This window comes from Rhodococcus sp. WMMA185 (assembly GCF_001767395.1).
Classification (GTDB): Bacteria; Actinomycetota; Actinomycetes; order Mycobacteriales; family Mycobacteriaceae; genus Rhodococcus_F.
Map to the genome: position 1 here is coordinate 3,271,724 of NZ_CP017014.1, position 16,473 is coordinate 3,288,196.

Here is a 16,473-nt window from a genome sequence, read left to right on the forward strand (position 1 = left end):
ACCATGGATTTCACACATACCGAGGCCCAGAAGGACTTGGCCGGCCTCACCCGCGGCATCGCCTCTGAACTCGTCACCAACGATCGGCTGCGCGAACTCGACGCGGCAGAAGACCGGCTCGACCGTCACCTCTGGTCGGCCCTGGCGACATCGGGCATCCTCAGCGCTGCGCTCCCGGAGTCCGTGGGCGGCGACGGGTTCGGTGTGCTCGAACAGTGCAGCATCCTCATCGAACTCGGACGCGCGGTCGCCCCGGTCCCCTACCTGTCCACGATCGTCATGGCCGCCGGTGCCATCGCGAAATATGGCGCCGAGCAACAGCGTTCCGAATGGGGAACGCAGGCAGCGGAGGGCAACAAGATCCTCACCGTCGCGCTCGACGAAGAGCTGTGCGACACCCCGGGTGCGCCCACCACACGCGCCGAACGCGCCCCTCGGGGTTGGACGCTCGACGGCACAAAGGTCGTAGTCGACGCTGCGCCGTCGGCCGATCTGTTCCTGGTCCCGGCCGCGACCCCCGAGGGTGTCGCCGTCTTCCTCGTCCGGCCGGACGATGCAGGTGTCACCGTCACCCGTCAACAGACCGTCGACCTGTCCAGCGTCGGAGAGTTGGCCCTGCGCGGTGTCGTGGTGGGCGAAGACCGACTTCTCGGAACCATCGAACAGGGCGGTGAGATCGTCGACTGGCTCGTCGAGCGTGGTTCGCTCGGCGCCTGCGCGTATCAATACGGAGTGCTCGACCAGGCGCTGACGCTCACCGCGGCATACGCTCGCGAACGAGTGCAGTTCGACCGTCCCATCGGAAGCTTCCAGGCCGTGGCGCAACGGCTCGCCGACGCCTACATAGATGTCAAAGGCGTCCGGCTCACGTTGTGGCAGGCCGCGTGGCGTCTGAGCGAGGGACTGCCCGGCGAGGGAAACGTCCAGACCGCCAACTTCTGGGCCTCCGATGCGGGGCACCGGGTCGCTCATACCGTCATCCACGTCCACGGCGGCGTGGGACTCGACGAAGACCACCCCGTACACCGGTACTTCTTGGCCGCCAAGGCTCTCGAGTTCCGGCTGGGTTCGGCCACCGCGCAATTGCGGACCCTCGGTTCCGAGTTGGCTACCGTCCCCGCATGACAGCGGTGCTCGCGCCGACGGTGACGGATCTACTATTGGGCGTCGCCGACGACGACGAGCACGGATTGCACTTCGGCGACCACTTCTTGTCGTGGTCCGATCACGTGCGGGGGAGTTCGCATCGAGCAGCGATTCTCGAGGATCTGCTCGATGCGAACAAGCCCCCGCATCTCGGCGTGCTGATGGAGAACGTCCCGGAGTTCTCGCTACTCGCCGGCGCGGCGGCGCTCTCCGGCGCCGTGCTGGTGGGTCTCAACACCACCCGCCGGGGGGAAGCGCTGGCACGCGACATCGAACTCGCTGACTGTCAGGTGATTTTCACCGAACGCGGCAGTACAGGGCTACTCGACGGACTTGATCTCCCGGTTCCGGTCATCGATGTGGACTCCGAGGCCTGGTCGGTCTTGCTGTCCGAAGGGTACACCGAATTCACCCCTCGGGCAGCAACGCCCGACGATCTGTTCATGCTCATCTTCACCTCGGGGACCAGCGGTGACCCGAAGGCGGTTCGCTGCACCCACGCGAAGGTTGCCGGTCCCGGGATCATGCTCGCCCAGCGCTTCGGGTTGTCGCCGGACGATGTGGTGTACATGTCGATGCCGATGTTCCATTCCAACGCCATGATGGCAGCGTGGTCCGTCGCACTGGCCGGACACAGCTCGATTGCATTGCGACGCAAGTTTTCAGCGTCGAACTTTCTCAGCGACGTCCGCAAGTACGGAGTCACGTACGCAAACTATGTCGGCAAGCCGCTGTCATACGTGCTGGCGACGCCCGAGCTGCCGGACGACGCTGACAACACCCTCCGATTGATGTATGGCAACGAGGGGTCTGCATCCGCCGTCGCCGCATTCTCGCGGCGGTTCGGGACTGCGGTGGTCGACGGGTTCGGCTCCACGGAAGGCGGAATCGCCATTTCCTCCACACCCGGAGCGCCCTCGGGCTCGCTGGGCAAGCTCCCGGACGGAGTCGCGATCCTCAGCAGCGACACCGGGAATCCCTGCCCCCCGGCAGAGTTCGACGCTTCCGGTCGATTGGTCAATGCCGATGCGGCGACTGGTGAACTCGTCAACACCACCGGCCCTGGGGCGTTCGCCGGCTACTACAACGATCCCGCCGCCGATGCCGAACGGATCCGTGGCGGCATGTACCGGAGCGGCGACCTCGCCTACCGGGACGCGGACGGTTTCGTCTACTTCGCCGGACGCAGTTCTGGTTGGCTTCGTGTCGATGGCGAGAACATCGGTTCCGCGCCCATCGAGCGCATCCTGCAGCGCTACGACGGCTTCGCCCAGGTCGCGGTGTATGCGGTACCCGACCCAGAGGTAGGAGATCGCGTCATGGCGGCGGTCGTTCCGACGCGCGACTTCGATCCCGTCGCCTTCGCCGGCTTCTTGGACGCACAGTCCGATCTGGGCCCGAAGCAACGCCCGAGCCTGATCCGGGTGTGTACCGAACTTCCCAGGACCGCAACGTTCAAAGTTCTCACCCGAGTGCTCAGCGCCGAAGCGGAGCGCTGCAGTGACCCCGTCTGGATTCGCGACGGGGCCGGCTACAGCCCTTACCGGGACACTATTTGAAGCCCTCGAGGCGAGAGACCGCCGAGTCGAATTCTGCAACGAGGTCGCCCATCACCTCGGCCACCGGACGGATCTCGTTCATCCGTCCGACGATCTGACCCACCGGCATCGCGACGACGTCCGGGTCTTCGGAGGCGGAGATCCGCTGATGCGCCTCACTGACCAAGATGTTCTGAAGCGGCATCGGCAGTGGCGCCGGCGCTTCCGGCTTCGACCAGGCTTCGGTCCACTTGGTCTTGAGCAAACGAGCAGGCTTACCTGAGAAGATCCGCGACCGAACCGTGTCGGAGGATGTTGCCCGAATGAAGGCCTGCTGAACGGCCGAGGGCTTATCGGCCGACGCTCCGCCCAGCTTGTATTCGGTCGTGGTAAGCCAGTACGACCCCATCCACACACCGGACGCCCCCAGCGACAGCGCTGCCGCAACCTGGCGCCCACTCCCGATTCCCCCGGCCGCGAGGACTGCGGCGGAATCACCGATAGCATCAACGATCTCGGGAACGAGCACCATCGACGCGATCTCACCGGTGTGCCCGCCGGCCTCGTAGCCCTGCGCGATGACGAGGTCGACTCCGTTAGCCACGTGCCTACGCGCATGCTCGACCGCACCGGCAAGCGCCGCCACGGGCACACCCTTCTCGTGGGCCTGGTCGATCACATCCTTCGGTGGCGATCCGAGGGCATTGGCGATCAGCGCGATACGGTGGCCCAGCGCCACATCCACGTGTGAGCGCGCCACCGAATGCAGCCAGCCGAGAACACCCGCCGCGTGTTCTACGCCCGAATCCAACGGCGGTACACCCAGTTCCGACAGGGTTCGGTCGACGAACGCACGGTGCTCGGCAGGGATCAGCGATTCAAGGTCAGGCGACGTGCCCTCGGTCGGAACCTTCGCCGGCATCACGACGTCGACACCGTACGGCTTGCCGTCGGTGTTCTCGTCCAACCACGTCAGAACCGAGTCGAGTTCCTCGGGATCATTGAAGCGGACGCAGCCGAGGACTCCCAGGCCGCCGGCCCGGGAAATCGCCGCGGCCACGTGTTCGGACGGTGTGAACCCGAAGATCGGGTACTCGATGCCGAACTTCTCACTGAGCCCTGTGTGCATCTACGCACCCCGGCCGTTCTCGGACTCGCTGCTGCCGTTCTGGTCGTCGGCCGGACGAGCCTCGGTCTGCTCCTTGGCCCACCGGTAGTCGGGCTTACCGGCCGGCGAACGCTTGATCTGGTCGGCGAACCACAGACTGCGTGGAACCTTGTATCCGGCAAGCTCCTTGCGAACCGTAGCGGCGAGATCCTGCAGGCTCGGCCGGGCGCCTTCGCGCGCCTGCACGACCGCGGCGACACGCTGACCGAACCGGTCGTCCGGAACACCGACGACGAGGGCGTCGAAGACGTCGGGATGCGATTTCAGTGCGCCCTCGACCTCCTCGGGAAAGATCTTCTCGCCCCCACTGTTGATCGACACCGAACCGCGACCGAGCATGGTTACCGTGCCATCTTCCTCCACCCGCGCGAAGTCACCGGGAATGGCGTAGCGGATCCCGTTGAATTCCTTGAAGGTGGCCTTCGTCTTCTCTTCGTCCTTGTAGTAGCCGAGCGGAATGTGTCCACTGCGCGCGAGGACCCCGATCACACCCGAACCCGGCTTCACCGGGTTGCCGTCGTCGTCGAGAACCGTGGTGGACGCGTCGATCTTCACCGTCGGGCCGCCGCCGTGGGATTCGCCCTTCGCGACCACCGCGAGGCCGCCGAAGCCAGTCTCGGACGAACCGATCGAATCGGTGATCATCCGGTTCGGTAGCAGCTCGAGATACTTCTCCCTGATGCTCGGCGAGAAGAGCGCCGCCGAACTCGCCATCACGTACAACGACGACAGATCGTACGGCTCACCGGTCTCCTTGTTGCCTTCCAATAGGGCGTCGAGCATCGGACGCGCCATGGCGTCACCGGTAATGAAGATGAGGTTGACCTTGTGTTTGTCGATGACCTGCCAGATCTCGTGACCGTCGAACTCCGGGTGCATGACGCACGTGCCGCCGCCGAACAGGCTGTGGAACACTGCCCACTGGCTGCCGCCGTGGATCATCGGCGGAATCGGAAAGCGGACCATGCTGGGGTTCTCGGCGCCGACCTTGGCGAGTTCCCACTCGTCCTGGACGTATTCGCCGGTGAGGAAGTTGATGCCGCCACCGAGCACTCGCCACACGTCTTCTTGGCGCCACATCACGCCCTTGGGCTTCCCCGTGGTGCCGCCGGTGTAGAGCATGTAGAGGTCGTCGTTACTGCGTTCACCGAAGTCTCGATCGGGTGAAGCCTGCGCCAGCGCAGACTCGTACTCGACTCCGTCGTAGTCGAGATCGGTGCCGTCCTCGACGACAATGGTGGTCTTCAGCTGGGGCGTCCGAGCTTGGACCGCGGCTACCTTGTCGGAGTATCGACGCTCGTGGATGAGCGCAACCATGTCCGAGTTGTCGAAGATGTATTGCAACTCGTTCTCGATGTAGCGGTAGTTGACGTTCACCATCACGGCGCGGATCTTGAAGACAGCCACCATGGCTTCGATCGCTTCGATGGTGTTACGGCAGTAGATGCCTACCTTGTCTCCGGGTTGAACGCCTTGTTCGCGCAGGTAATTGCCTAGGCGATTGGCCCGGTCCTCCAACTGCGCATATGTCACCTCTCGATCGCCGGACAGAAGCGCGACACGGTCGGGGACGAGGTCGATTGTGTGCTCTACGAGGTCTGCGATATTAAGGGCCACGTCAACAAAGTAGAACGTGTTACCGTTCCTGGCAAGACCCAATTTGAGAGCCAGCTCACACACCCTTCGGGAGATTTTCAGTGTCCTCCACGTCCTCCACCTCCTCCACAACAACCCAAGATTCCGACGCTTCGACGCAATCGCCGCACTGCCTCGTCGAGAAGCGCGGGCACGTTCTGATCGTCACGATGAACCGCCCCGAGGCGAAGAATGCGCTGTCCGGCGAAATGATGGCGATCATGAGGGACGCGTGGGATCAGGTCGACTCCGATCCGGACATCCGGGTCGCCATCCTCACCGGTGCGGGCGGAGCGTTCTGTGCGGGCGCCGACCTCAAGGCCATGACCACGCAACACCCCGGCGACTCCTTCTCCGGCGGTGGGTGGGACCTGTCGAAGATCGAGGCACTTCTCAAGGGCCGACGACTCACCAAGCCGCTCATCGCCGCCGTCGAAGGCCCCGCTATCGCGGGCGGCACCGAGATCCTCCAGGGCACCGACATTCGCGTAGCCGGCGAGAGCGCCAAATTCGGCGTTTCCGAAGCGAAGTGGGGGCTGTTCCCTCTCGGTGGATCCGCAGTGCGCCTGGTGCGGCAGATTCCGTACACGGTCGCGGCCGACATCCTGCTCACCGGGCGTCACATCAAGGCGGCCGAGGCCAAGGAGATCGGCCTCATCGGACACGTCGTCCCGGACGGGCAGGCGCTCGACGAGGCCCTCGAGATCGCCGACCTCATCGCCGCCAACGGCCCCATCGCGGTTCAAGCGATCCTGAAGACTATTCGCGACACCGAAGGTATGCACGAGGAAGAGGCATTCCGAATCGATGCCGCCCTGGGTACCGAGGTCTTCAAGAGCGCCGACGCGAAGGAAGGCCCACGCGCCTTTGCCGAAAAGCGCCGCCCCAAGTTCGAAGGGCGGTAGCTCTGGGGGATCGCGCACGGCTAGTCAGAGTTCGCCTCGCAGAATAGGCGTGGCCAATTCGGGCGAATCGACTACACGGACGTTCCGGTCCCGCTAGCGTGCGCGAGACACCCCCACACGAGGACGGCGATCGACTTGGATTCACCTCTGGCCACCGTTGGCCTGCCCGCGGCACTGGCGATCATCATGTTCGGACTCGGGCTGTCGTTGACGGTGGCCGATTTCGCCCGCGTCGCACGTCATCCCCGCGTCGTGACGATCGCGCTGGCGTGCCAGTTGCTGATACTGCCCGCAGTCGCGTTCGGGTTGGTGCTGCTGTTCGATCTGCCACCGCTGCTCGCGGTCGGCATGATGGTGCTCGCCGCCTCGCCCGGCGGGACCACGGCGAACCTGTTCAGCCATCTCTACCGGGGTGATGTCGCACTGAACATCACTCTCACCGCGGTGAACTCGGTGATCGCGGTGGTGACGCTTCCGATCGTCACGAACTTCGCGCTCGGCTACTTCGACCCGGACACCGGGACCTCGATGGGCATGCAGTTCACCAAGGTGCTGCAGGTTTTCGCGATCGTGCTCGTCCCCGTCGTGATCGGCATGCTGGTGCGCGCCAGACGCGTCGACTTTGCGAGGCGCATGGACCGTCCCGTGCGGATCGCGTCGGCAGGCGTCCTGGTGCTCGTCATCGTCGGCACCATCGCGGCCGAGAGCGAGAACGTCGGCAGCTACCTGGCCGACGTCGGAGCGATAACAACACTGTTCTGTCTCGCGAGTTTGACTGTGGGCTACTGGATTCCGAAGCTCCTCGGCGCCGACAAGCGCCAGTCCATCGCGTGCTCGATGGAGATCGGCATCCACAACAGCACCCTCGCGATCGCGATCGCGATCAGCGTCCTCGGCAGCGTCGACATCGCGATCCCCGGCGCCGTTTACGGCGTGGTGATGTTCCCGGCCGCCGCGATCTTCGGCTGGCTGATCAGCCGGGGCAGAGGGTCCGGGGCAGCGAGCACCCTCCCCATCCCCCACGAAGCCGAAAGGGCGGCCGAGAAACACTAGCGGGCGAATGTGCCTCTCAGCGCATTAGAGTCGATGAGAGGCATATTCGCCCCGATGGGGGTCACCGACAGAGGATCAGCCGAGAACCGCCGACGACAATTGGCGGACGTGGTCGGCGCTGTGGCAGGAGACGAGGAGCATGGTGACTCCGGCATCGGCCCAGCGCTTGACGTCGGCGCGAACCTCGTCGAGGTTGCCGATGATCATTGTCTCGGTGACCATCTCGTCCGGTACGACGGCGGCGGCTTCCTCCTTGCGGCCGGCACGGAACAGTCGGCCGATCTCCTCGACCTCCTCGCCATAACCCATGCGTGTGTAGACCTGCGCATGGAAGTTGAGTTCGGGGGCGCCCATCCCACCGACGTAGAGAGCGGTGATCGGTTTGAGCCCGGCGACGGCGGCGGCACGGTCTTCGGTGACGATCACCTGGCAGGTAGCGGCCACTTCGAAGTCCTCCCGGCTGCGACGTGCGCCGGCGCGTGCAAACCCCTCGTCGAGCCATTCGTTGTACATCGGCGCAAGGCGCGGCGAATAGTAGATGGCGAGCCAACCGTCGGCGATTTCGGCAGTGAGGGCCACATTCTTGGGGCCTTCTGCTCCGAGCCAGATCGGAATGTCGTCGCGTAGTGGGTGGGTGATCGGCTTCAACGGCTTGCCCAGACCGGTACTACCGGGTCCGGTGTAGGGCAGCGGGAAGTGCGGGCCGTCGTTGGTGACCGGTTCCTGACGGGCGAGCACCTTCCGGATGATCTCGACGTATTCACGCGTGCGTGCAAGGGGTTTCGTGAACGGCTGTCCGTACCACCCCTCGACCACCTGAGGGCCGGACACACCGAGTCCGAGGATCGCCCGGCCTCCGCTGAGATGGTCGAGCGTCAGAGCGTGCATGGCGGTACTGGTGGGCGTGCGCGCGGAGATCTGGACGACCGAGGTACCCAGCCTCACCCGTTCGGTGCTCGAACCCCACCAGGCGAGAGGGGTGAAGGCGTCCGAACCCCACGACTCGGCGGCGAACACGGCGTCGAACCCTCCCGCCTCCGCGGCGGCGATCAACTCCGGCGCGTTCGCCGGCGGCTGCGCTCCCCAGTACCCCAATTGCAACCCGAGCTTCATCAAAGGCCTCCGTATCGTCCGTCGTCACAAGTGGTGCTTGCCACAAACACTAGAACCTGTTCTACTCGAAGTTGTGAGCATGGGAAAGAGCGCCGTGACAGAAAAATTCTCGAACGAACCGTTGAGCGCCCCGCTGAAACTTCACTTCGACTACACGCGATCGACGGGTCCGACGATCGGAGCCTTCGTGACCGCGCTGCGTGACCGCAGGGTCATCGGTGCCCGAGGGTCGGACGGGCGCGTTTACGTACCGCCGCCCGAATTCGACGCGCGCACCGCGGAGCCCCTCACCGATTTCGTCGATGTCTCCGATGCCGGGACCGTGGTGAGCTGGACATGGATGCCGGAACCCATTGCCGGACAGCCACTCACCACTCCGTTCGCCTGGGCCCTGATCATGCTGGACGGCGCCGACACGTCGCTCCTGCACGCAGTGGACGTGGGCTCTCCCGCAAGGATGAGGACCGGAATGCGGGTGCGCGCGAGATGGGCCGAGGAACGTACCGGCAGTATCCACGACATCGTGTGCTTCGAGCCGGGCGAATCGACAGACGGACAACCTGCCCCGGTCGACGCCGAACCGGTCACGATGATCACGACTCCGGTCGACCTCGACTTCATGCATTCGGCGTCCGCGGAGGAGAGCTTCTACCTCCGAGGGCTGAAGGAGGGAAAGCTGATCGGAGGCCGCACCGGGCCGGGCGGGAAGGTGTACATCCCGCCGCGCGGCGCCAACCCCACCGATGGCATCCCGACCAAGGAACAGGTGGAACTGCCCGACCGGGGCATCGTCACCACATTCTGCATCGTCAATGTCCCCTTCCTCGGGCAACGGATCAAGCCCCCGTATGTCGCGGCCTACGTGCTGCTCGACGGCGCGGACATCGCGTTCTTGCACCTGATCCTCGAGTGCGACGCCGCCGACGTTCGGATGGGCATGCGGGTGGAAGCCAAGTGGAAACCCCGCGAGGAGTGGGGCTACACCCTCGAGAACATCGAGTACTTCAGGCCGACGGGTGAGCCCGACGCCGACTACGAAACCTTCAAACACCACCTGTAGGGGCGCGACACAATGTCAGATATCGCAGTCGTCGGATTCACGCATGCACCGCACGTGCGCGAGACCACCGGCACCACCAACGGCGTCGAGATGCTGGTCCCTTGTTTCCAAGAGCTCTACGAGGAGCTTGGAATCACGAAGTCCGACATCGGGTTCTGGTGCTCGGGTTCGTCGGACTACCTGGCCGGCAGAGCATTCTCCTTCATCTCCGCGGTCGATTCCATCGGCGCGGTGCCGCCGATCAACGAGTCACACGTCGAGATGGACGCCGCTTGGGCCCTGTACGAGGCCTGGGTCAAGATCATGACCGGAGAGGTCGACACCGCGCTCGTCTACGGGTTCGGCAAGTCCTCCGCGGGCAACCTTCGCAAGACACTGTCGATGCAACTCGACCCTTATCTGGTGACACCGCTAGGACTCGACTCGGTGTCCATCGCCGGACTTCAGGCTCGGCTCGGACTCGACTCGGGCAAGTGGACGGCCGAAGAAATGGCCGCGGTAGCCGTACGCAGCAGGGCGGCGGCAGAAACGAATCCGAACACGCAACTGTCGGGACGCGTAGACGTAGAGACCTTGCTCGACACCCCATTCATTGCCGACCCCCTTCGCGCGCACGACTGCGCACCGATCACCGATGGGGCAGCAGCGATCGTCCTCGCATCGGGGGACCGTGCCCGCCAACTCTGCGAGCGCCCGGCGTGGATCACCGGGATCGATCATCGGATCGACTCCCCCAATTTCGGGGCCCGCGACCTGACGGTCTCACCGTCGACGACTGCCGCCGCGCGCGGCGCGACCGGAGGCGACCTCGGCGGCTTGGACGTCGCCGAACTTCACGGACCATTCACCCATCAGGAGCTGATCTTGCGCGAGGCCATCGGGCTCACCGATGCGACGATTGTCAATCCGTCCGGCGGCCCCCTGAGCGGGAACCCGATGTTCGCCGCCGGACTCGAACGCATAGGTTACGCGGCCAAAGCCATCATGGACGGCGACGCCGAGCGAACATTGGCGCACGCTACCAGTGGCGCTGTGCTGCAACAGAATTTGGTCGCAGTCATGGAGGGGCGGAACTGATGTCCGACAACACAACTTCTGGTCCGGCCCGAACAGGGCAATTGGCCGCGGTGCTCGGCACCGGTCAGACTCGCTATGTCGCGAAGCGCCACGATGTGTCCATGTCGGGCCTGGTTCGTGAGGCGATCGACCGCGCAATGGAGGATGCGCGGGTGGGCTGGGACGATATCGACGCCGTAGTAATCGGCAAAGCTCCCGACCTGTTCGAGGGTTCGATGATGCCCGAACTCGCGATGTCCGATGCCCTGGGCGCGAACGGCAAACCACTCCTGCGCGTCCATACGGCGGGTTCGGTGGGCGGGTCGACAGCGGTCGTCGCGTCGAGCCTCGTCAAGGCCGGCGTTCACAAGCGTGTGCTGACAGCTGCCTGGGAGAAACAGTCCGAGTCGAATGCGATGTGGGCGCTGTCGATTCCCATCCCGTTCAACATGCCCGTGGGCGCCGGCGCGGGTGGCTACTTCGCGCCGCATGTCCGCTCGTACATTCGACGCTCCGGCGCACCCGAGCACATCGGCGCAATGGTGGCGGTGAAGGACCGGCTCAACGGCAGTCTCAACCCCTACGCCCACCTGCAGCAACCCGACATCACCTTCGAATCCGTACAGGCCTCGCAGATGTTGTGGGATCCCATCCGCTACGACGAGACCTGCCCGTCATCCGACGGCGCCTGCGCGATGGTGATCGGCAACGAGGAAGCCGCGTCCGAGGTGACGGCGCAGGGGCGGGAGGTCGCGTGGATCCACGCCACTTCGATGCGCACCGAGCCCACCACGTACGCGGGACGAGACCAGGTAAATCCCCAGGCAGGCCGTCAGGCCGCGGCCGCGCTGTGGAAGGCCGCAGGCATCACGGATCCGCTCGACGAAATCGACGCCGCCGAAATCTACGTCCCCTTCTCCTGGTTCGAGCCGATGTGGCTCGAGAACCTCGGCTTCGTTCCTGAGGGCGAGGGATGGAAGTTGACCGAGGCCGGGGAAACGGCGATCGGCGGCAGGCTTCCGGTCAACCCGTCCGGTGGTGTCCTGTCGTCCAACCCAATCGGCGCGTCCGGCATGATCCGTTTCGCCGAAGCGGCGATGCAGGTGATGCACCGCGCCGGGGATCATCAGGTACAGAACGCGCGCAAAGCCTTCGGCCACGCCTACGGCGGAGGCTCACAGTACTTCTCGATGTGGGTGGTCGGCTCCGACCGACCGAACAACTAGCAGGGGGTACCAACGTGAAGTTCACCGTCGGCGTCGCAATGAACCCGCTCGATCAGTTGCCTGCTCTTGTGAAAACGGCTGAGGAGTGTGGGTTTTCATCCATCGCACTGCCAGACTCCCTGTTCTTCATGGAGAAGCAGAGCGCCGACTACCCGTACACCTCGGACGGGTCACGGATGTGGAACGAGGAAACTCCGTGGGTTGATCCACTGATCGCAGCTGCGGCGCTGGGTGCGGTGACGTCGAGGATCGAGTTCTACACGCAGGTACTGAAGCTCGGTTCGCGCAATCCGGTGCTCTTGGCGCGCCAGGTCGGCTCGGTCGCCAACCTCATCGGCAATCGATTCGGCTTTGGCGTGGGGATCGGCTGGGCACCTGAGGAATTCGAGTGGTGCGGAGTACCGTACAAGAATCGGGGGCCCCGCGTCGACGAGATGATCGAAGTCATCAAACTGATCCTCGGCGGCGGGATGGTCGAGTATCACGGCAAGTTCTTCGACTTCGACCGACTGCAGATGAGCCCGGCGCCGACCAGGCCGGTACCGTTCTACGTCGGCGGTCACACCGACGTAGCACTGCGCCGGGCGGCCCGTGTCGGCGACGGGTGGACGTCCGCGATGATCAAGTACGACGATCTCGTGCAGGTCATCGCCCGACTGCGAGAACTTCGCGAACAATACGGCAGGGCCGGAGAACCCTTCGAGATCCAGGCGGTCTGCATCGACCGTTTCGGCAAAGACGGCTACGCGCAGCTCGCTGACGCGGGCGTGACCGACACCATCGTCGTCCCCTGGATCTTTGACGGTATCGGTTTCGAGGGGCCTCTCGAGGCAAAGCAGGAGTCGCTGCACAGGTTCGCCGAGAAGTACATCGAATAGGGGTGCGAAGATGACGAGAGCCGACCATCCGGCCCGCCTCGCAGGGCAGGCTTCCCGAGAGGCGGCCAGTGCCAAGCGCAAGGAGGAGTGGCTGGCCCTGTTCGCCGAGGACGCGTGTGTGGAAGATCCCGTCGGACCCTCCGGGTTCGATCCGGAAGGCAAGGGACACCGCGGAATCGAGGCGATCTCCCGGTTCTACGATATGACGATCGGGAACACGGAATCGCTCGAGTTCCTCATCGACGATTCTCTGGTGTGTGGAAACGAGAACGTGAACATCGGGACCGTTCGATCGACGGTCGCGGGAGCGCAGATCGACGCCGAGGGCGTGTTCATCTACCGGGTGAACGACGCCGGCAAGATCACCTCCCTACGCGCATTCTGGGAGGTCGATCGGGCGATGAAGACACTACGTCAAGTCTGAAGGCAGTCGGTTTCGACAGGACACGTACTGCGGCCCCGATCCTGTACAGGATCGGGGCCGCAGTACGATCGTGGTGTCAGTGAGCGACCGGGCAGCCACCCGAACCGGTCTGGTAGTCGACCTGAAACTCTTTGATTCCGTTGAGCCATCCCGAGCGCAGGCGCCGCGGATCGCCCAGCCTGCTGATGTCGGGCAGATGATCTGCAATCGCATTGAAGATCAGATCGATCTCGAGTCGCGCGAGGTTCGCACCCAAGCAGTAGTGCGCACCCGTGCCACCGAAGCCGACATGCGGGTTATCCTTCCGCATGATGTCGAACTTCTCGGGGTGATCGAAGGCGTCCTCGTCGAAATTGGCCGAGCCGTACAGCATCACGACTCGCTGCCCCTTCTTGATCTGCACTCCCCCGAGCTCGGTGTCTTCGAGCGCGGTCCTCTGGAACGACGTGACCGGGGTGGCCCACCGCACGATCTCGTCGGCGGCTGTGGCTGGACGCTCCTTCTTGTACAGCTCCCACTGGTCGGGGTTGTCGAGGAAGGCGATCATGCCGTGCGTGATGGCATTGCGCGTGGTCTCGTTGCCGGCCACCGCGAGGAGGATGACGAAGAACCCGAACTCCTCCGGCGCGAGTTCGTCGCCATCGATGTCCGCTTCGATGAGCGTCGTCACGATGTCGTTCGCCGGGCATTTCTTGCGCTCGTCGGCCATCTGATAGGCATAGCCGAGAATCTCCATCGAGGCTGCCTCTGGATCGATATCCAATTCGGGATCGTCATACCCCGTCATCTGATTCGACCAGTCGAAGAGCTTGAGGCGGTCCTCCTGCGGCACGCCCAACAGTTCCGCAATCGCCTGCAGCGGAAGCTCACACGCCACCTGCGTGACGAAGTCGCCGGCTCCCGCCTCTGCGGCAGCTTTCACGATCTTCTCCGCGCGCTCGGTCAGTTCTTCGCGCAGGCTGTTGATCGCTCGGGGGGTGAACCCGCGGGAGACGAGCTTGCGGAGCTTGGTGTGCTCCGGAGCGTCCTTGTTGATGAGGATGGCACGCTGCATCTCGATGTTCTCGCGGGGAATGTCGTCAGCGAAGCGGACGATCGCGGTGTTCTCGTGCGTCGAGAAGACGTCGCTGCGCCGTGACACCTCCTTGACATCCTCGAGTTTGCTCACGACCCAATAGCCGTCGTCGTGGAATCCGCCGACTTCCGGCGGTTGCGGGTTCCACCAGATCGGCGCCGTCTTTCGCAGCTCGGCGAACTCCTCGTACGGGATTCGCTCTGCGTAGATGTCCGGATCGGTGATGTCGAAACCCTCTGGAAGATGGGGCTGCGCCACTGCTGTCTCCTGCCCTGAAGCGATACGCACTCTGTAATATGGAACACGTTCTACTAGCATTGAATCACAAGCCAGGCGACTAGCAAAGGGAACAACATTCATACCTTGCAAGCTCGACTGAACCTGTTCTAATTTCTGAGAACAAGGAAAGGAGCCCTGCCCGTGGGCACACCAGTAATCGTCGAGGCGGTACGAACCCCGATCGGAAAGCGCGGCGGATGGCTGTCCGGGTTGCACGCCGCCGAGATCCTCGGCGCAGCCCAGCGCGGAATTCTCGACCGCTCCGGGATAGACCCCGCGGCAGTGGAGCAGGTGATCGGCGGTTGCGTCACCCAGGCCGGCGCACAGTCGAACAACATCACCCGCACAGCGTGGCTGCACGCGGGACTGCCCTGGCAGGTCGGCGCCACCACAATCGACTGCCAGTGCGGTTCAGCCCAACAGGCCAACCACCTGATCGCCGGCCTGATCGCCACGGACGCCATCGACATCGGAATCGCGTGCGGGATCGAAGCGATGAGCCAGGTGCCGCTGGGCGCGAACGTCGGTGAGAACGCCGGACCCCGCCGACCGGCCGACTGGGACATCGACCTTCCCAATCAGTTCGAAGCCGCCGAACGCATAGCTCGCCGCCGCGGGATCACCCGGGCGGATGTCGAGACCTTCGGGGTGCGGTCGCAGGCGCGCGCCAAGCAGGCGTGGGACGAGGGGCGATTCGACCGCGAGGTACTGAGGGTGACCGCACCGGTCGTGGACAAGGATGGCAACCTCACCGGCGAGACGCGGATCGTCGATCGAGACCAGGGCCTGCGCGACACCACCGCGGAGTCGCTGGCGAAGCTGAAACCGGTTCTCGACGGCGGCATCCACACCGCGGGAACATCCTCACAGATTTCCGACGGGGCAGCCGCGGTCATGCTGATGGACGAGGACAAAGCGCGGGCGCTCGGACTGACACCGAGAGCACGGATCGTCTCCCAGGCACTCGTCGGATCGGAACCGGAGTTCCACCTCGATGGGCCCGTCCAGGCCACGACGCGAGTTCTCGAGCGCAGCGGAATGAAGATCGGCGACCTCGATCTGTTCGAGGTCAACGAAGCATTCGCCTCGGTGCCGTTGTCTTGGGCGTCGGTGCACGAACCGGACATGAACAAGGTCAACGTCAATGGCGGCGCGCTCGCACTGGGACATCCCGTGGGTAGCACCGGGTCTCGGCTCATCACCACTGCGCTGCACGAACTCGAGCGCACCGACGGGTCGACGGCGCTGATCACGATGTGCGCGGGCGGAGCGCTTGCAACCGGCACCATCATCGAGAGGGTCTAGGCTGTCGACCGTGGAATCCCAGACTCGCGCGCCCCGTCAACCGTTCGCCCCGATCCTGAAGTGGTCGCTCGCACTCATGAAGTGGATGGCGACGGGCAAGGTCCTCATGAAATGGAGCTCGAAGATCAACGTCGCGCTGTACCTGCGAACCGGCGGGCGGCTGGGTAGCAAATTTCGGTTCGGCAGCGCCTTCCCCCGCGGAATCCCCGTCACTCTCCTCACCACGACCGGCCGCAAGAGCGGTGAGCCGCGGCTCAGTCCCCTGCTGTTCCTCGAGGACGACGACCGCATCGTCCTCGTCGCCTCACAGGGTGGCGCTCCGAAACACCCGATGTGGTATCTCAACCTCCGTGCGAACCCTGAGGTAACGGTCCAGGTGCGGTCGCGGATTCGTCCGATGACCGCACGGGTCGCCACACCCGATGAACGGGCTCGGCTGTGGCCGCGACTGGTCGACATGTACCCCGAATTCGACAGCTACCAGTCCTGGACAGACCGCACCATTCCCGTCGTCATCTGCGATCCCCGATAGCGATGTACGTACCGCCGAGTAAGGGTGCCGCGGCGGGAAAACATCTTGCAGTATGGACCCACACGCAACTTGCATCATGG

General features: G+C 64.2%; 15 protein-coding genes. 11 read left to right on the forward strand and 4 right to left on the reverse strand.

Features of this window, described 5'->3' with window-relative positions; genetic code table 11:
• The first annotated feature begins 3 nt into the window (after positions 1 to 3).
• Entirely contained in the window at positions 4 to 1,125 is a 1,122-nt protein-coding gene (locus tag BFN03_RS14670; RefSeq protein ID WP_070379616.1) for an acyl-CoA dehydrogenase family protein, read from the forward strand.
• Positions 1,122 to 2,705, forward strand: coding sequence for a long-chain-fatty-acid--CoA ligase (locus BFN03_RS14675; protein ID WP_070379617.1), 1,584 nt, complete (start codon positions 1,122 to 1,124; stop codon positions 2,703 to 2,705). The genes BFN03_RS14670 and BFN03_RS14675 overlap by 4 nt, the downstream gene beginning before the upstream one ends.
• On the opposite strand, the gene BFN03_RS14680 is transcribed toward BFN03_RS14675, so the two are convergent.
• A complete protein-coding gene (locus BFN03_RS14680; RefSeq protein WP_070379618.1) occupies positions 2,698 to 3,813 on the reverse strand; it encodes an NAD(P)H-dependent flavin oxidoreductase in 1,116 nt (371 codons plus the stop codon). The genes BFN03_RS14675 and BFN03_RS14680 overlap by 8 nt on opposite strands.
• Positions 3,814 to 5,469, reverse strand: coding sequence for an acyl-CoA synthetase (locus BFN03_RS14685; RefSeq protein ID WP_070379619.1), 1,656 nt, complete (start codon positions 5,467 to 5,469; stop codon positions 3,814 to 3,816).
• Between the two features lie 188 nt (positions 5,470 to 5,657).
• Here BFN03_RS14685 and BFN03_RS14690 point away from each other — a divergent pair, with 188 nt between their 5' ends.
• Positions 5,658 to 6,392 carry a crotonase/enoyl-CoA hydratase family protein gene (locus BFN03_RS14690; protein WP_232320546.1) on the forward strand — a complete coding sequence of 245 codons (735 nt, stop codon included), beginning with the start codon at positions 5,658 to 5,660 and terminating at the stop codon, positions 6,390 to 6,392.
• A gap of 135 nt (positions 6,393 to 6,527) precedes the next feature.
• Positions 6,528 to 7,445 carry a bile acid:sodium symporter family protein gene (locus BFN03_RS14695; protein ID WP_070379621.1) on the forward strand — a complete coding sequence of 306 codons (918 nt, stop codon included), beginning with the start codon at positions 6,528 to 6,530 and terminating at the stop codon, positions 7,443 to 7,445.
• A 75-nt stretch (positions 7,446 to 7,520) separates the two neighbouring features.
• Here the strand turns inward: BFN03_RS14695 and BFN03_RS14700 are convergent, their stop codons facing one another.
• Positions 7,521 to 8,558, reverse strand: a complete 1,038-nt coding sequence (locus BFN03_RS14700; RefSeq protein ID WP_070379622.1) for an LLM class F420-dependent oxidoreductase — start codon at positions 8,556 to 8,558, stop codon at positions 7,521 to 7,523.
• 79 nt (positions 8,559 to 8,637) lie between these two features.
• On the opposite strand from BFN03_RS14700, the gene BFN03_RS14705 reads away from it, so the two are divergent.
• The 5 genes from BFN03_RS14705 to BFN03_RS14725 are packed head-to-tail and all read left to right on the forward strand — an operon-like array spanning position 8,638 to position 13,202.
• A complete protein-coding gene (locus BFN03_RS14705) occupies positions 8,638 to 9,618 on the forward strand; it encodes a Zn-ribbon domain-containing OB-fold protein (protein ID WP_084385631.1) in 981 nt (326 codons plus the stop codon).
• Positions 9,619 to 9,630: 12 nt separating this feature from the next.
• Positions 9,631 to 10,695, forward strand: coding sequence for a thiolase domain-containing protein (locus BFN03_RS14710; RefSeq protein ID WP_070379624.1), 1,065 nt, complete (start codon positions 9,631 to 9,633; stop codon positions 10,693 to 10,695).
• Positions 10,695 to 11,900, forward strand: coding sequence for a thiolase domain-containing protein (locus BFN03_RS14715; protein WP_070379625.1), 1,206 nt, complete (start codon positions 10,695 to 10,697; stop codon positions 11,898 to 11,900). Before BFN03_RS14710 ends, BFN03_RS14715 begins: the two co-directional genes overlap by 1 nt.
• A gap of 14 nt (positions 11,901 to 11,914) precedes the next feature.
• On the forward strand, positions 11,915 to 12,778 hold the full coding sequence (locus tag BFN03_RS14720) for a TIGR03619 family F420-dependent LLM class oxidoreductase (RefSeq protein ID WP_070380951.1): 864 nt from the start codon (positions 11,915 to 11,917) through the stop codon (positions 12,776 to 12,778).
• Positions 12,779 to 12,788: 10 nt separating this feature from the next.
• Positions 12,789 to 13,202: a nuclear transport factor 2 family protein gene (locus BFN03_RS14725; RefSeq protein WP_070379626.1), complete on the forward strand. Its 414-nt coding sequence runs from the start codon at positions 12,789 to 12,791 to the stop codon at positions 13,200 to 13,202.
• A 76-nt stretch (positions 13,203 to 13,278) separates the two neighbouring features.
• On the opposite strand, the gene BFN03_RS14730 is transcribed toward BFN03_RS14725, so the two are convergent.
• Positions 13,279 to 14,535, reverse strand: coding sequence for a cytochrome P450 (locus tag BFN03_RS14730; protein WP_070379627.1), 1,257 nt, complete (start codon positions 14,533 to 14,535; stop codon positions 13,279 to 13,281).
• A 162-nt stretch (positions 14,536 to 14,697) separates the two neighbouring features.
• Here BFN03_RS14730 and BFN03_RS14735 point away from each other — a divergent pair, with 162 nt between their 5' ends.
• The gene (locus BFN03_RS14735; protein WP_070379628.1) at positions 14,698 to 15,861 is read left to right on the forward strand and encodes a steroid 3-ketoacyl-CoA thiolase; all 1,164 of its coding nucleotides are present in this window, start codon (positions 14,698 to 14,700) and stop codon (positions 15,859 to 15,861) included.
• A 76-nt stretch (positions 15,862 to 15,937) separates the two neighbouring features.
• A complete protein-coding gene (locus tag BFN03_RS14740) occupies positions 15,938 to 16,393 on the forward strand; it encodes a nitroreductase family deazaflavin-dependent oxidoreductase (protein ID WP_070380952.1) in 456 nt (151 codons plus the stop codon).
• Positions 16,394 to 16,473: the final 80 nt, after the last annotated feature.

Coding starts and splice junctions, on each gene's coding strand:
- BFN03_RS14700 (WP_070379622.1), bottom strand. CDS start 8,558: ATGAAGCTCGGGTTGCAATTGGGGTACTGGGGAGCGCAGCCGCCGGCG.
- BFN03_RS14680 (WP_070379618.1), bottom strand. CDS start 3,813: ATGCACACAGGGCTCAGTGAGAAGTTCGGCATCGAGTACCCGATCTTC.
- BFN03_RS14715 (WP_070379625.1), top strand. CDS start 10,695: ATGTCCGACAACACAACTTCTGGTCCGGCCCGAACAGGGCAATTGGCC.
- BFN03_RS14670 (WP_070379616.1), top strand. CDS start 4: ATGGATTTCACACATACCGAGGCCCAGAAGGACTTGGCCGGCCTCACC.
- BFN03_RS14725 (WP_070379626.1), top strand. CDS start 12,789: ATGACGAGAGCCGACCATCCGGCCCGCCTCGCAGGGCAGGCTTCCCGA.
- BFN03_RS14675 (WP_070379617.1), top strand. CDS start 1,122: ATGACAGCGGTGCTCGCGCCGACGGTGACGGATCTACTATTGGGCGTC.
- BFN03_RS14705 (WP_084385631.1), top strand. CDS start 8,638: ATGGGAAAGAGCGCCGTGACAGAAAAATTCTCGAACGAACCGTTGAGC.
- BFN03_RS14710 (WP_070379624.1), top strand. CDS start 9,631: ATGTCAGATATCGCAGTCGTCGGATTCACGCATGCACCGCACGTGCGC.
- BFN03_RS14740 (WP_070380952.1), top strand. CDS start 15,938: ATGAAGTGGATGGCGACGGGCAAGGTCCTCATGAAATGGAGCTCGAAG.
- BFN03_RS14690 (WP_232320546.1), top strand. CDS start 5,658: ATGAACCGCCCCGAGGCGAAGAATGCGCTGTCCGGCGAAATGATGGCG.